The organism is Agarivorans gilvus (assembly GCF_001420915.1).
GTDB lineage: Bacteria > Pseudomonadota > Gammaproteobacteria > Enterobacterales > Celerinatantimonadaceae > Agarivorans > Agarivorans gilvus.
On sequence record NZ_CP013021.1, the window covers coordinates 2,265,312 to 2,280,910 of the forward strand.

Consider the following 15,599-nt stretch of genomic DNA (forward strand, 5'->3'; position numbering starts at 1 on the left):
ACAAGTAAAACGTAACCTTAAGCCCCAGCATCCAATTACCTTGAGCAAATTTACGCCTATTTTTTTGCCAATATTGCCCTCATTTTACAAACTGGGAAATAACTCACAGAGACTTCGATATACCAGCTAAAATTTTTGAATCTGATCAAAATTTCATGAAACTTGAATATAAACATAAAAAATAAAGCAAATTTGGATATTCTCTAATCAGACTTAACTCAACTTAGCACTCTGTTTATCCGGTCGAAGCAGTCGATTCACTGTCCTTCAAACAACAAATCATTACAATTAAGCTTCAACGGTAAATTAAGAGAGCTAAACCATGGAAAAAAAATGGTGGCATTCAGCGGTGGTCTATCAAGTCTATCCGCGTAGTTTTTATGACAGCAGTGGTGATGGCAATGGCGATTTAGTTGGCATTATTAGTAAATTAGATTATTTGAAGAAGCTCGGCATAGACCTGATTTGGTTATCCCCCGTCTACCTCTCCCCCATGAAAGACAATGGCTACGACATCGCCGACTATCAGGCGATTGACCCACGCTTTGGTAGCCTAGAAGATATGCGCGAGTTAATCGCCCAGGCTAAACAGCGTGATATTGGCATCATGATGGACTTGGTGCTTAACCATAGTTCCGACCAACACGCCTGGTTTAAGCAGTCTCGGCAAAGCCGCGATAACCCCTATCGCGATTACTATATTTGGCGCGACCAGCCCAGCGAGCTACGCTCCATCTTTGGTGGCTCGGCCTGGCAATATGACTCACAAACCGAGCAGTATTACTGCCACCTATTTGCCGATGCCCAGCCCGATCTTAATTGGGAGAACCCGCAAGTGGCCAAGGAAATCCACCAGATGATCAACTGGTGGACGGCACAAGGCGTGGCTGGCTTTCGTTTAGACGTAATCGACCTCATCGGTAAGCAAATCGACCAAGGCATTACCGAAAATGGCCCACGCTTACACCCGCTACTACAACAAATGCATCAAGCTTGCTTCAAAGACAAAGCCTTGGTGACGGTGGGCGAAACCTGGGGTGCGACGCCAGAGCTGGCCAAACTGTATTCCGACCCTGCCCGCCAAGAGTTGTCGATGGTTTTTCAATTTGAACATGCCGCCATCGACTGGCACCCACAACATAGTAAATGGCAACCCCAGCCCTTCAACTTAGTGGCCTTAAAACAAGTATTAACTAAGTGGCAAACTACCTTTAACGGCGATGGTTGGAACGCGCTGTTTTGGAATAACCACGACTTACCAAGAATTGTTAGCCGCTGGGGCAACGATCAACAATATCGCCAGCGTAGCGCCAAACTGTTCGCCACCTTGCTACATGGCATGCAAGGCACCCCGTATATTTATCAGGGGGAAGAAATTGCCATGACCAATGTCCGTTTCGATTCCCTAGAAGACTACGATGACATTGAAATTAAAAACAATTATCAAGAGAAGGTAGTGGAACAGCAAAGCCTGAGCCACCAGCAGTTTATGCAAGGGGTGTACGCCAGTGCCCGCGATAATGCCAGAACCCCAATGCAGTGGAATAACTCCAGCAATGCCGGTTTTAGCCAAGGCCAACCATGGTTAAAGGTGAACCCCAATTACCCTGAGATCAACGTGGCGGCAGCGCTGGACGATCCTCAGTCGGTGTTTTACCACTACCAAAAACTGATTGCGCTGCGTAAATCTGGTGAGTTTAGTGAGCTGCTCATCTACGGCACTTACCAGCTACTGCTGCCAGAGCATCCGCAGATTTTTGCCTACCTTCGCCAATATAAGCAACAGCGCTTATTGGTAGTTGCCAATGTAAGTGAAGTTGACCAAAGACTAAGCTTAGACTTTAAAGCAAAGCAGGTACTGTTGAATAACCTGCAGCAGCCGCAAGGCGCGGTAAACCGCCTTGACGCGCTGCAGTTGGCTCCGTATCAAGCCATTATTTATGTCTTGGAATAAACCACAAACTAGTCTTCAAGCACATATTGTTCAGACAAGTGATGACACAGCCACTTGTATAAGTTAAAGGCTTTAGGGCTATTAGGAGTAGGGAGTAAGTCGTCGCTTAAGAAGGCTTCTCCCTTAAAGGTCAGCACATCGCGCTGCTGGATAACTTCGCGAACTTCTACGCCAGGAATGTAATCTTCATGTTCACGCAACAATTGGTTTGCCAGGGTGATCAAGTCTTGTTGACTAATACTTTGTTTACTCATTGTTCGATTCAACCTATTCAATAACTACGTTTAGCATACCCAGATGTGGCCTGTCGCCCCTGTATCTAGATCAAAGATGCGCGCTACTGCGCCTTCGCCAGCTTGGTTTTACCTCGCCATTGCTGAATAAGCAAGCCACTAATAATTAGCAATAAACCTAAATAGGTGGCGGGTTCGATGGCTTCAGCCAAGAAATGGCTAATAAAAAACAAAGATAAAAATGGAGAGATAAAAATTAGATTACTGATACGCGCCGTATTTTGAGTGTATTTGAGCGCCATCACCCAACAAACAAAGGCAATGCCCATTTCAAACAAGCCCACATAGGCCGCGCCAGCCCAAGCCTTTAGATTAAACGCGGGCAGTCCATCGCTCCACCAGCAATACAGCGCTACCATGGGTAAGCTAAAGCAAAAAGCCACCAACAAGCTGGCCACCGGCTCGCCTTGATTACGGGTATTGATGATCCAATAACCGGCCCATAGTAAGGTGCTAAAGAGCGCCAACAATACGCCAGCCACGCTATCAAATTGCATGGCTAACAAGTCGCCACGGGTCGCGATAACCAATACCCCCAGATAACCCAGCAACATCGCCACTAAGTCTTGTTTACGCAATTGTTGCTTCAAGAAGGGCACGGCCAACAGGGCCAAAGTAATCGCCCAAGTATAATTTAGCGACTGCGCTTGCTGAGCGGGCAGTAAGTCGTAAGCCTTAAACAATACCAAGTAATAAAGAAAGGGATTAATCGCCCCCACCAACAAGAAATAGCCGGGGCGCTGCTTGGCATAAGCCCAAGCCAAGGGCAATTTGCGCTGCCACGCCAAAATAACGCTTAATACCAACACCGAGCAGCACGAGGCCAACAATACCAACTGAACGGGGCTTAACCACTGCAAGGCCAGCTTAAAGGCGGTGGCCACCGTAGACCACATCAGTACCGCGCTAATACCGAAGAAATAGGCTTTTGTTTGTTGGCTCATAAGGTCCTGAAACTGGGTGAAAGACAGGCTAGTGTATGGGGCATCAGCACATGGCTCAAGCCTTTGGCAGCAAAATATTCACTCAAAACAAGCAATAAACTCCAGCACCAAACAAGGCTTAAAATAAGCCTAACGGAAGCGAGGCCATACACCTAGCGTAAGCCCTAGCAGCAAGGGCTAAAACAGAGCGGCGGTTGCCTTTCTTAACTAAAGACGCTTTACTAGCCTAGTTAGCAATAAGGATCGCGTACTTAGCAATGAATTATCTCAGCACCATTATGGAAAACAAACTGGTGGTTACCATTGCGGTAATCCTCGTCACCTTTGCCATCAGATACTTAGCTCTTAAATTGGTGGGTAAAAATCAACGCCGCAACGGCCAAGACCAACGCTCACTAAAAAGTAATATCAAAAACTTCCTGATTTTTGTTTTGGTGCTACTGCTGATTAACCTGTGGGCCGACGAAATTCAACGCTTCGCCTTTTCCCTCGCCGCCTTTGCGGTAGCCATTGTCTTAGCCACCAAGGAATTTATTCAATGCATTATTGGTTTCTTCTATTGGATGTCGAGCCGCCCGTTCCGCGTAGGCGATTGGATAGAAGTGGACCAATACGCTGGCGAAGTATCACAAATTGATTGGATAAAAACCACGGTATTGGAAGTCAACATCGACACTTACCAATACACCGGTAAAACCCTGTCTATTCCCAATAACCGCTTCATCACCAGCGCCGTACAAAACCTCAATTTTATGAAGCGTTACGCTATTCATAGCTTTGTATTGGTACGTGATGACAGCAACATCAACCCATTTAGTTTTATTCAGCAACTAAGAAGCAACGCCAAACTCTACTGCCACGACTTCGAAGATGTAGCCCTGCGTTATAACCAAATAATTGAACACAAAATGGGGATTAAAATTACCGGCCCTAAACCCACCATCGAAGTAGGCACCACCGAACTTGGCCACATAAAACTAGAAGTCACCATCTTCTGCCCCACCGATCAAACCATGGAAATAGAACAAAAAATCACAGCGGACTTTTTTGCGCTTTGCCAAGGGGAACAAACGGAGAGTGTTTTGGCGGAGTAAGAATTACTTTGTTGGTGGGATTAGTTGTGAACTAGTCTATTTGCAGTGCTAACTGATAGTGCCGATTTCGCCCTGACGGCGATATACTTTTCTTTGCTGGCCAAAGAAAAATATACAAAAGAAAGGCCACCCCGCATCTTCTTTAATCCTGCGTTGCTCATTCACAAGGGCGTTGAAGTAACTCGCTACGCTCAAACAGACTTCAACTCTAATCCCTTGTTCATTTGCGCTACTCGGCGAAGATGATGGGGAAATATTCTGTTAGTTACTCAATCGATTTAGGCTTTTCAAGGCTCTGTTAGTTTAAAGCTCAATGGCTTAACAGTAGGCAAAGGCTCAAGGTGGGTGCTTTTCTATCCCTTCATTATCGCCGAGCAGCGCCGGTGACAAGCGGTGACGCCGAGCACTGTTTGAGCGCAGCGAGTTGCGCAGGCGCGCTTGGAACCAAGCCGCGCAGGATGAAGATAATGCAGGGCGAGCTTTCTTTTTGCTTCGTTTTTCTTTTCTCGCAAAAGAAAAATGACGTCGCCGCAGGCGAAAGCTTTTGCTCTTAGAGCCCACAAGCAATTAAGGCTCATTAAATGAATCCCAGTCGCAACCAATCAACATCTAACTAATTCTAATGCGCTACAGTCGGCTGCCCCACTACCGGAATTTTCCGCTTACCACGAGCAATCACCAAAAACGCCGCGGGCACAAAGAAATACGACAGCAAAGTCGTTAAGCCAGTACCGCCGGCGATAGCCACCGCAAACGGTGGCCAAAAGCCGCCACCAGATAGAATCAGCGGTAAAAAGCCGCCCACGGTGGTAATGGTGGTCGACATAATGTGCCGCGTACAACTCAACACCCCAGCAAAAATCGCCTCGGTATCGCCTTGGCAGGCCCGCTCGTCGGAGCGCAGCTCGGCGAGGATCACGATCGCGTCGTTAATCGCCAAACCAATTAAACCGAGCAGGCCAATAATTACCGTAAAGCCAAAGGGGTAGCCGCCCAAATAAACGCTTAACAAGCCCAAACCCGAAGCTTGAATGGCGGTAAGTACAATCACAAAGCTTAAACGGAAGGAGTTAAACGACAGCACCACCACCATCACTAGCAGTACTCCGATCACCCCCACGCTGGCCATTAGGTTATTTACCGCCGCATTACGCTCTGCGCCTTCACCACCAAACTCTAGGCTATAACCGGCTGGCATGGCCACTGGCTGTTCGGCAAGGCGCTCTCTAAAGGCATCCAGTACTGCACCGGGCAATACATCGGTACGTAAATAACCTTCAACCACGTTCACCCGGCGACCATTACGTCGCGGAATTTCACCGCGAGTGGGTAAAATTTCTAGCTGGGCCAGCGAAGACAAAGGAATATTACCCGCCAGTTGGCTACTTAAGGTTAAATCGCCTAAGTCACCCACTTCGCTACGCTGCCTGTCGGCTAGGCGGATCCGCACCGGCAAAGACTCACTGGCTTCCAATACCGTGCCGTTAACCCGCCCTTGCAAGTTCGCCTGTAATTGACTAGCCACTTGGGTCAGGCTCATGCCACTGAGCAAGGATTCATTCTCATCCACATTCAACCACACCTTAGGGGTGCCGGGTAACAAGGTGGCGCGAGTATGGGTCACATTAGGCAGCTCGGTTAAGATGCGCCGATATTCATCACCCAGCTCTTTCAATACATCCAAGTTAGGCCCATAGATGCGCAGCTCCACCGGCGCATTAAAGGGTGGGCCTTGCTCTAGTTTGCGTACCAGTACCTGAGCCTGCGGAAATTCTCGGTCAAACTCTTGCTGTAACTCTGGAATTAAACGGTTAGCCGCCTGGTAATCATCGGTAGTGACCATCGCTTGAGCATAGTTTTTCGCGCCCATTTGCCGAGGCATCAGGTTGTAATAGAAGGAAGGTGCATTATTGCCAACAAACCAGCTCACCGATTTAATGCCATCTTTGGCATACATGTGCTCGGTGAGTTGCTCGGTCACATCCTCAGTAGCGTAGATACTCGACTGCGGCGCGACATACACTTCTATCTGAAACATATCGCGATCTGAAGGCGGGAAAAACTGTTCGGTCATCTGCCCCACGCCATAAAAGCCCATCATCGGCAACAGCGATATCAATAACATAGAGGCCTTAGGGAAGCGCAAGCAAGTGCGTAATATGGCTTGAAACATTCGGCCTAACCAAGCAATGTCTAAACCTCGCTCATACCAATGGTCGCCACTCTCGTGAGAAGGCAAGAAGTGCCCCGAGAAACTGGCCACCAGGGTGTGAGAAATAATGTAAGAGCCCACTAAAGAAAAAATCACACTTAAGGCGATACCCACCACAAACTCACCGGTTGGCCCCGGCATTAATACGATGGGCAAGAAGGCCAGTACCGTGGTTAAGGTAGAGCCCAACAAGGGCAGCCATAAATGGGCGATGGCTTGCTTCACCGCCTGTAAGCCACTCAAACCCTGGCGTTTTTTCTGGCCGATGGTATCGGCCATAACAATGGCGTTATCCACCATAATGCCCAAAGCCACTACTAAACCCGTGACCGACATTTGATGGATCGGCGCGCCGTAGAAGTTCATGCAGCCCAGAGTAAACATTACCGTTAAGGGTAAGGACATCGCCACAATCAATGCCGAGCGCCAGCCCAGAGTGAGCAGCAATACCAGCACAATAATCACAAAACCCACCAGCACGTTATTTACCAGCTCACCCAAACGTTTAGCGGTGTAACTTTCTTGCTCAAAAATCACCTCGGCGCTGACATTGCTGGGCAGCTCCATACGAAATTCATCGAGGGCTTGAGTCAGCCAGGCGCTCCATTTATCTACTCGATACTCGGAGCGCATTCTCACTCCAAGCACTACCGCGGGTTCTCGCTCCACCGTGGCGAGTTGCTCTGGCGGGCTTTTGAGGGCGCGGCTCACCGTAGCAAAATCGCCCAAGCGATAAACGTAACCATTACTATCGCTAATTAGCGGAATTTCCCTGATCCGCTCTAGCGAATCCAGCTCGCCTCTTAGCTCCAACTGCATTTGGGTATTGCTATTAATCAATTCACCGGCGGTGACTTTGGCATCGGCGGCCGCAATCATCTGGGAGATTTGCTCGGTGGTCATACCCAGTGCGCCGGCCTGATAAGGGTCTAGCTCTACCAATATCTCTTCGCTGCCCTCACCTTGAATATCTACAAAATCGGTGCCGGGTACATTGCGCAGCAGGCTTTGCAACTCTTTGGCATAACGCCCCAATATGGCTAAGTCACTCTCGCCCGGGCCAGTCCAACGCAGCGCAATAATTGAGGTAAAGGCATAACCGCGCTCTTCATCTAGCAAGGGAGCAGAGCTACCGGCAGGCAGTTGCGGCGTGAGCTCGCCGACTAAGTCACGGATCCGTGCCCACACTGGCACCACATCCATCACATCATCTTTTAACTCGACCTGCAGCACCGAAAAGCCGGGGCGAGAAGAAGACTGCACCAGCTTTATCTCTGATAGCTTACGAATTTTGTTTTCAATAGGGTCGGTAATCAGCGACTCAACCCGCTCAGCAGAAGCCCCCGGGTATTGAGTAAAAATACTGGCAAAACGGCTGGTGATTTCTGGGTCTTCACTGCGCGGCAAGGTACCTATGGCACCTAAACCGGCCACCACAATCAGCACCATGAATAGCGCAATTAAGCGCGGATTTTTATAAAAAGCGGCAATCATCTAGTTTACTCCGCTTGGCTGCACATCGGGTTCCACTCGCTGCCCTGGCACATAGCGGTGTAACCCGGTGGCCACTATAGCCTCATTCTCGGCTAGCGCTCCACTCACAAACGCCTGCTGCTGGGTAGCATAGCGCACGCTCACATCGCGCCGTTCCAGTAAGAAAGTCCCATCACTTTGCTGCACAATAGCATAGACATTCCACAGCCCACGAACTCCGTCGATAATGGCGCTCACCGGGATCCAATACCCCGGTTCGTCAATAGTTTCCACCACATTTAGGTAGGCTAATTGGCCGCTCACTAAGTTGTCGTTTTCCGGCAGAGCAAAGCGTAATTGCACGGTACGCGTCTGCGGATCAACTTGGCCACCAGAGGCCACTAGCTTCACCGCGTAGTCCTGCTCGGCCACCGTGACCGACTTGGGGGCGACCAAATCAACATGCTCTAGCAAACGCACTGGCACCCCTACTTTCACCTCATTGGCGCCCTGCTGCACTACCGTAAGTACCGCTTGTGATGCGCCAACCACCGTGCCTTCCGAGACTGTTCTACGGTCAACAATGCCATTGTAAGGGGCGAGCAGGCTGGATTTTTCTATGCGGGTACGATTGGCCTTTATTGAGGCATCGATACGGGCTTTATTGGCCCACAAGGATTTTTGCTGAGCGACCAGTTCATCAAGACTCTGGGCTGAAGCATAACCTTCCTTCTTCAAGGATTTAACCCGCTTCAAATTAGCCTTTACTAGGGCGGCGTCGGCTGCCAGCTGCTGTAGCTGGGCTTGTAAATCGGTATATTCAATATCGAGCAGTTCGGTATCAAGCTGCATCAAGATCTCGCCTTGAGAAACATGATCGCCCTCATCAACGAAGATTTTCGATATTTTCCCTGCTAGTTCAAAGCCAATGTCGGCACGTTGCTTGGCCACCACCTGTCCCACAAACTGCCGCTCTACTTGATAACTTGAGCTTAAACTGGGCATAAATGCTTTTACCTGAGCTAGCTTCACGTCCGCCATATTCACCTCAGTTTCGGCATGGGCAACCGAAACGCCACTAAGCGAAGCCACAGCCAGCCAAGTAAGTAGCAGTGGCATTCTAGAAAAAGTGAGTGAAAATAATGACCTAAGCATCGTTAACGTCCATGTTATTAAACCAAAGAAAGCTTTACTCAGTGTAGGAAGAGCGCCCTTGAGTGTCTAGTGTTTAGCGACTTTATTGCAAAGGCGTAAGGGTAAAAAATATTTTGCCGCGAAATATAAAACACTAGTAGTCAAGAGCTGGGCAATAAGCTATAAATTGTTCAATATTTTGTAACAAGGACGCCTTAATGAGCACGCTTGCCTCACATCCTGATCATTCACTCTATTCCAACGCTAATACCTTTTTACGACAAGCACTTAATCACCAGCCGCAAAGCTCCGATGCCGATGTGGTGATTACCGGATTACCCTTTGATTTGGCTACCACCGGGCGCTCTGGTGCCCGCTTAGGCCCAGATGCAGTGCGCCGTGCCTCGGTAAACCTGGCTTGGGAAGAAAAGCGCTGGCCTTGGGACTTTAAATTATTAGAGCGTCTGAAACTGGTGGATGCCGGTGATTTGGTATTTGACTGTGGCGAACAGCAGCAATTTACCGAGCGTTTAGAAGCTTATGCCGATAGCTTACTTTCGGCAGGCAAAACCATGCTTAGCTTTGGTGGTGACCACTTTGTCACCCTGCCCTTGCTACGCGCTCATGCTAAGCATCATGGTAAAATGGCACTATTGCATTTTGACGCGCATACCGACACCTACAGTGCAGGCAGCCGTTATGACCATGGCACCATGTTTTACCACGCCCCCAAAGAAGGCTTAATTGACCCAAACCATTCGGTACAGGTAGGTATTCGCACCGACTATACCCGTGAAGGTCACCCCTTCACGGTGATTAATGCCGACCAAGCCAATAACCTCAGCATTGAGCAGGTGATAAGCCAAATTCGTCAGCAACTATCTGACTTACCGGTCTACCTCAGCTTTGATATTGACTGCCTAGACCCGGCCTATGCACCGGGCACCGGAACCCCCGTGGCTGGTGGCTTAAGCAGCAACCGAGTATTACAAATTTTACGCGGCTTAGTGGGTTTAAATATTGTTGGTATGGATGTGGTGGAAGTTTCACCTAGCTACGATCAAAGCGATATCACCGCGCTGGCAGCGGCCACCATTGGTTTAGAAATGCTACATCTGCTGGCTGTCAACAAGGGCTAACAGCAAATTCAAGACCCGCCTCGGCGCAGCGCTTACGGAGCCACTATACTTAAGTAGTGAGTGGATTCACTAGGCTTGTATAGCTGGTCAATCGCAGCATAGGGGGGCGCATGAGTGATTGTAGTTTACTGCCCAAGGGCACCGATTTAATCCGGGCGGTGAAGTATATCGGCGAGCACCACTGTCATGATGCTCGCTCCTTGAACGAGGTGGCTTTTCGTTTCGACTTAAATCCGCTCGATCAACAGTTCATTCTTGAACACTTCATCGAACAGCCCGAATCAAAACCACCCGCCAAGTAGGTGCTTAGCTTAAGTCAATCCAAGTGGATTTAAGCTCGGTGTACTTCTCTAGAGCGTGCAATGACTTGTCACGACCATTACCCGACTGTTTAAAGCCACCAAAGGGCATGGTCATATCACCACCATCCCAGTTATTTACAAATACCGTACCGGCACGTAGTGCGCGAGAAGTTTTCACCGCTGTATTGATGTCGGCGGTCCATACCCCGGCGGCTAAGCCGTATTCGGTATCATTGGCCAGCGCAATGCCCTGCTCTAGTTCGTCAAAGACTTGCACCACTAATACAGGGCCAAAGATTTCCTGCTTAACGATGTCCAAGCTGGCATCCACATCATCAAAAATAGTCGGTTGAATGTAGTAACCACCGGTTTCGCTGAGCACCTGCTCACCACCACACACCAGCTTAGCGCCTTGCGCTTTAGCCCCTTCAATAAAGCCTAATACCCGTTGCATTTGCATTTCATCTACCATGGCACCCATGCTGGTATTCGGATCAAGCGGATTACCCGGTTGCCATTGCTCAACCAGTGCTAACATCTTGTCTAGCAGTTGGCGGTGAATGCTGCGATGCACAATTAACCGTGAGCCAGCAGTACACACTTCGCCCTGATTATAGAAAATCGCCGCCACTGCGGTTGCGGCAGCCTTATCTAAGTCGGCCACATCGGCGCAAACCAAGTTGGGGCTTTTACCACCACATTCCATGAAGGCACGCTTTAAGTTTGATTGACCAGAAAATTCCACCAATTTTTTACCTACTGCAGTAGAGCCAGTGAAGGTAATACAGTCTACGTCCATGTGCAGCGCTAAGGCTTGCCCAGCGGTATGGCCGTAGCCCGGAAGCACATTAAATACGCCATCGGGAATACCCGCCAGTTTGGCCAATTTAGCCAAATACAGGGCGGTTAACGGGGATTTCTCAGATGGCTTTAAAATGACCGAGTTACCGGTGGCCAAGGCCGGACCAATCTTCCAACTGGTCATCACTAGAGGGAAGTTCCATGGCACAATGGCCGCTACCACACCTAGAGCTTCGCGAGTCACTAAAGCCAAGGCTTCGCTGGTGACTGGCGCCACTTCGTCGTAAATTTTATCAATCGCTTCGGCATTCCACGCAATACAACGCGCAGTGGCGGGCGCATCATAAGACATCGCATCGCCGATGGGCTTACCCATGTCTAAGCTTTCCAACAGGGCCAATTGCTCTTGATGCTGTTCAATAACTGCGGCAAAGTTCTGCAAAATCGCTTTACGCTCAGCTGGCGCTTTGTTGGACCAAACTCCACTAGTAAAAGCTTTACGAGCCGCGCTAACGGCGAGTTCTACGTCGGCACTATCACATTCTGCTACGCTCGCCAGCAACTGCCCTGTCGCTGGGTTAATGCTGTCGAAGGTATTACCCGACTGAGCATCAACAAATTCACCATTGATAAATGCTTTACAAGGAAAGCTTAAATCTGCCGCTTTATCCTGCCAATATTGTAAATCGTGCTGAACCATGTTCCCTCCGGATGAGCTATGATCTGTTATGTAATAATTAACAACGCTACACAAATATAATTTATTAATCCACACTTGATACAATTTATTTAACAGTTTATGGTTTTAAGCCTTGTTATCGTTTGGAAGTTATCATGCAAATCGCGCTCTTAAATTGTGACAAAGTAGATCAGCAACTAGCTGAAAAATATGGTGAATATACTGACATGTTTATTCATCATTTAGCCTTGCAAGATGCCACCCTAGAATTCGAAGTGTTCAATGTACTAAACAATGAACTCCCTAAACTCAATCAATTCGATGGTTTTCTTATTACCGGCAGCCGCCATAATGCCTACGATCAGCAGCCGTGGATTTTGCAATTAATGGCTTGGATCCAGCAATGCGAGCAATTGCAGCGCCCCTTGGCAGGCATTTGTTTTGGTCATCAGATCATTGCGCGCGCACTGGGCGGAAAGGTGGAAAAATCCAGCAAGGGTTGGGGCTTGGGCGTGGCCACTAATCGGCTAATAAAGGCGCCTTCTTGGGCCAAAGTCGATGAACCGCTAAGCGAGCTGAAAATTTACGTGAGCCATCAAGATCAGGTGACCGAATTACCCGAGCAAGCCGAGCTATTGGCCAGTAGTGAGTTTTGTCCCAACTTTATGTTTCAGATAGACAGTAATATTTTTGCCATTCAAGGCCATCCAGAGTTTGAACGGGGTTATAGCGAGGCGCTGATTGATAAGCGGCAAATGATCCTTTCGCCGACTCAGTTCGTTTTGGCCAAAGCTAGCTTAAAATATCCAGTGGATGCCAGCTTAGTCTTTTCATGGATTTTGCAGCTTTACCAACAAGCGACGAAGCGCTAACAAAGTAACTGTAAATTAAAGTAAAAGCCCAAGCAAAAACTCGACATATTAAGCCAAGCAACGTTAAATAATACGCTTAGGAAATTAACAGTAGGATATGGAATGCGCTTGGCTGATTGGGCTTGGATAACCTTGTTACTGGTAGGCTTGTCTGCTTGTAGCCGTAATTCCACCCCCGCTCATACCCTCGATACCGAGCTAGCGGCTAATTCTTGGAGCAGCCAATATCAGCAAGGTGAATTTGCCAATCAAGGTTTTGAACAGGCGCTTCCGGCTCAGCTACAAGCGCTAATCAAAGAAGCCTTGAGCGCTAACCCGCAGTTGCAACAACAAGGCTTCGCGCTTGACCAACAACTCTATCAAATTCAAATTCAAAACAGCCAATCTTGGCCCAATATTAACGCCTTTCTCAGTGGCCAACGTAGTGGCAACGATGCCGCCAGCAGCAGTCAGTTTAGAGTGGGCTTGGAGTTTAGTTGGGAATTAGACTGGCTGGGCAAACTCGACGCCCAACAGCAGGCGGCTATTCTGGACGCCAAGGTGAGTTTTGAACAATGGCAACAGGCACAAATCCGCCTCGCCGCCAACACCGCCCAGCAATGGTATAACGTCATCGCTGCCGAGCAACAGCGCCAGCTGATTGCCGAACGTTATAAAAACCTGAAAGCCAACCTACAAATAATTGAAGAGAGCTACCAAAGTGGCATTAATAGCGCCCTCGATGTCTATTTGGCACGAGCCGATTTAAGTGCGGCAAGGGCTCGACTCAACTCTCGCAGCAGCGAACTCATCCAAGCCAAGCGACAGCTTGAGCTGCTATTGGGACGTTACCCCAGCGGACAAATCAGTGTACAAGGGCAATTGGATACGCCACTAGCCGCCTTGCCTGCTGGCCTACCCTCAGAATTATTACAACGCCGCCACGACATAAAAGCTGCCCAATACCAATTGGCGGCAGCCGATTTACGGGTTTACGCCGCCTATCGCGACCGTTTCCCCAGCCTCTCTTTAAGTGGCAGTGGCGGAGGCCAAAGTAATCAGCTCAATCAACTGTTGAATGGTAATTCTTTAATTTGGTCCGTATTTGCCGGCATCGGCGCGCCGCTCTTCGATGCCGCGCGACGGGAAAACATTCAACAGCAACGCTACGCCGAGGCGCAAAGCCTAAATGCGAATTATGTGGATACCGTGCTCGCCAGCTTCGCCGAAGTGGAACAAGCACTGCAACTTGAGCCCAGTTTACGCCATAACGCCGAACTATTAGCCAGCGCCGCCGAAGACTCCAAACAGGCCGAGCGGCTGGCCTTTGAAAACTATTTGGCTGGTCTGAATGAATACGTCACCGTATTAGAATCACAGCGGCGGGCCTTTGACGCGCAAAGCAGTGCCATTACTGCCTTAAACTCACAACTACAAAATAGAATTGAGCTCTATTTGGCGCTAGGTGGCGGCCTACAACACGCTCAAACTAGCCGCGAGGCCTTTGCCTCCGAGCCATTATTTGATTAGGGAACCAGCTGCTCATGGCCAAACTCATTCGACTTAGTCTTCCACTATTAGTACTGGCTATCGCCCTACTGGCGGCGCGTTATATCAGCAATAACAAGCCCGAAGTGCAGCTTCGCCCCCCGAACAACTGGCTAAGTTATCGGTAGAAGTGATGCCGCTGCGTTTGCAAAACTACCAAGCCAGTGTCAGCTCCTATGGCAGTATTCAAGCCCATACCGAGACCAAGCTAATTGCTCAGATTGCTGGCACCATCACCTATGTTTCGGAAAACTTTCGCGAAGGCGCCTTCTTTGAAAAGGGCGAAGTCTTAGTCAAAATTGATCCACGCGACTATCAAAATGCCATTACCATTGCCGAAGCCGAACTACAAACCAGCCAATTGGAGCTCGCCGAAGAACAAGCCAAGGTGACGCAAGCCTTGCGCGATTGGGAGCGCTTGGGCAAGGGCCAAGCCCCTAACGATTTAGTCCTGCGCAAACCGCAACTGGCCGCCAAGCAAGCCGCGGTGAACTCGGCTAAAGCCAAGCTTAGCCGCGCCAAGCTAGACTTAGAACGCAGCGTAATTCGCGCGCCCTACGCCGGCCGAGTTTTAGACAAACAAGTGGAATTGGGCGAATACTTGAGCAGCGGTAAAACCTTGGCCAGTAGCTATGCCATCGACTACCTAGAAGTACGCCTACCGATTAGCTTGCAGCAGCAAACCGTGCTTGCCATTCCAGAGAACTTTCGCCAAAGCCAAGCCAGTCAGCCGCCGCCTTTAGTTGAGCTCACTAGCAGTTACGGTAGCGAGCAATATCAATGGCAAGCCAAGCTGGTGCGCAGTGAAGCTGCGCTGGATGCTGCCAGCCGCCAGCTCTATGTAGTGGCGCAAATAGACGACCCCTATGGCCCCAGCAACGAAACCAAACCAGCGCTTAAAATAGGCCAATTTGTTCGCGCCGACATCCAAGGCAAACAGCTTAGCCAAGTGTTTGTTATTCCGCGCAGCGCCCTCTATAGCGACCAGCAAGTGGTGATTTTGCAAGACGGCTTACTGCAACGTAAAACCGTTCACATAGTTTGGCAAGATGCCGACAATTTCGTCATCGATAGTGGTGTTGAAGCCGGCCAATATCTGGTCACCACTCCATTGGGTCGAGTGATTAGCGGCACCCCAGCAGAAGCAACGGAGCAAGCTAATGAGCAGCTGTAAG

Annotated in this window: 13 protein-coding genes; 8 read left to right on the top strand and 5 right to left on the bottom strand. The window is 49.2% G+C overall.

The window, feature by feature from the left end; all coding sequences use genetic code 11:
- Window positions 1-322: 322 nt before the first annotated feature.
- Window positions 323-1,954 carry a glycoside hydrolase family 13 protein gene (locus AR383_RS10630; RefSeq protein ID WP_055733110.1) on the top strand — a complete coding sequence of 544 codons (1,632 nt, stop codon included), beginning with the start codon at window positions 323-325 and terminating at the stop codon, window positions 1,952-1,954.
- Window positions 1,955-1,962: 8 nt separating this feature from the next.
- Here the strand turns inward: AR383_RS10630 and AR383_RS10635 are convergent, their stop codons facing one another.
- Both AR383_RS10635 and AR383_RS10640 read right to left on the bottom strand, forming a co-directional pair.
- Window positions 1,963-2,208, bottom strand: a complete 246-nt coding sequence (locus AR383_RS10635; RefSeq protein WP_055733111.1) for a DUF2498 family protein — start codon at window positions 2,206-2,208, stop codon at window positions 1,963-1,965.
- 83 nt (window positions 2,209-2,291) lie between these two features.
- Window positions 2,292-3,191: a DMT family transporter gene (locus AR383_RS10640; RefSeq protein WP_055733112.1), complete on the bottom strand. Its 900-nt coding sequence runs from the start codon at window positions 3,189-3,191 to the stop codon at window positions 2,292-2,294.
- A 257-nt stretch (window positions 3,192-3,448) separates the two neighbouring features.
- On the opposite strand from AR383_RS10640, the gene AR383_RS10645 reads away from it, so the two are divergent.
- Window positions 3,449-4,285 carry a mechanosensitive ion channel family protein gene (locus AR383_RS10645; protein ID WP_055733113.1) on the top strand — a complete coding sequence of 279 codons (837 nt, stop codon included), beginning with the start codon at window positions 3,449-3,451 and terminating at the stop codon, window positions 4,283-4,285.
- A 619-nt stretch (window positions 4,286-4,904) separates the two neighbouring features.
- Here the strand turns inward: AR383_RS10645 and AR383_RS10650 are convergent.
- Together AR383_RS10650 and AR383_RS10655 are read right to left on the bottom strand one after the other, a co-directional pair.
- Window positions 4,905-7,991 (bottom strand): efflux RND transporter permease subunit, encoded by a 3,087-nt coding sequence (locus AR383_RS10650; RefSeq protein ID WP_055733114.1) that lies wholly within the window; start codon window positions 7,989-7,991, stop codon window positions 4,905-4,907.
- The gene (locus AR383_RS10655; protein WP_229711213.1) at window positions 7,992-9,125 is read right to left on the bottom strand and encodes an efflux RND transporter periplasmic adaptor subunit; all 1,134 of its coding nucleotides are present in this window, start codon (window positions 9,123-9,125) and stop codon (window positions 7,992-7,994) included.
- Window positions 9,126-9,322: 197 nt separating this feature from the next.
- Between AR383_RS10655 and speB the strand changes: the two genes are divergently transcribed.
- Window positions 9,323-10,243, top strand: a complete 921-nt coding sequence (gene speB, locus AR383_RS10660; RefSeq protein WP_055733115.1) for an agmatinase — start codon at window positions 9,323-9,325, stop codon at window positions 10,241-10,243.
- A gap of 110 nt (window positions 10,244-10,353) precedes the next feature.
- Complete coding sequence (locus AR383_RS10665) at window positions 10,354-10,545, top strand: hypothetical protein (RefSeq protein ID WP_055733116.1); 192 nt, start codon at window positions 10,354-10,356, stop codon at window positions 10,543-10,545.
- Between the two features lie 4 nt (window positions 10,546-10,549).
- Here the strand turns inward: AR383_RS10665 and AR383_RS10670 are convergent, their stop codons facing one another.
- The gene (locus AR383_RS10670) at window positions 10,550-12,046 is read right to left on the bottom strand and encodes an aldehyde dehydrogenase (protein WP_055733117.1); all 1,497 of its coding nucleotides are present in this window, start codon (window positions 12,044-12,046) and stop codon (window positions 10,550-10,552) included.
- 134 nt (window positions 12,047-12,180) lie between these two features.
- On the opposite strand from AR383_RS10670, the gene AR383_RS10675 reads away from it, so the two are divergent.
- The 4 genes from AR383_RS10675 (at window position 12,181) to AR383_RS10685 (ending at window position 15,598) form a co-directional block, all read left to right on the top strand.
- Window positions 12,181-12,897, top strand: a complete 717-nt coding sequence (locus AR383_RS10675; protein WP_055733118.1) for a glutamine amidotransferase-related protein — start codon at window positions 12,181-12,183, stop codon at window positions 12,895-12,897.
- Window positions 12,898-12,999: 102 nt separating this feature from the next.
- A complete protein-coding gene (locus AR383_RS10680) occupies window positions 13,000-14,406 on the top strand; it encodes an efflux transporter outer membrane subunit (RefSeq protein WP_055733119.1) in 1,407 nt (468 codons plus the stop codon).
- 14 nt (window positions 14,407-14,420) lie between these two features.
- Window positions 14,421-14,552 (top strand): hypothetical protein, encoded by a 132-nt coding sequence (locus AR383_RS22445; RefSeq protein ID WP_257720917.1) that lies wholly within the window; start codon window positions 14,421-14,423, stop codon window positions 14,550-14,552.
- A 5-nt stretch (window positions 14,553-14,557) separates the two neighbouring features.
- Window positions 14,558-15,598, top strand: a complete 1,041-nt coding sequence (locus AR383_RS10685; RefSeq protein ID WP_055733120.1) for an efflux RND transporter periplasmic adaptor subunit — start codon at window positions 14,558-14,560, stop codon at window positions 15,596-15,598.
- Window position 15,599: the final 1 nt, after the last annotated feature.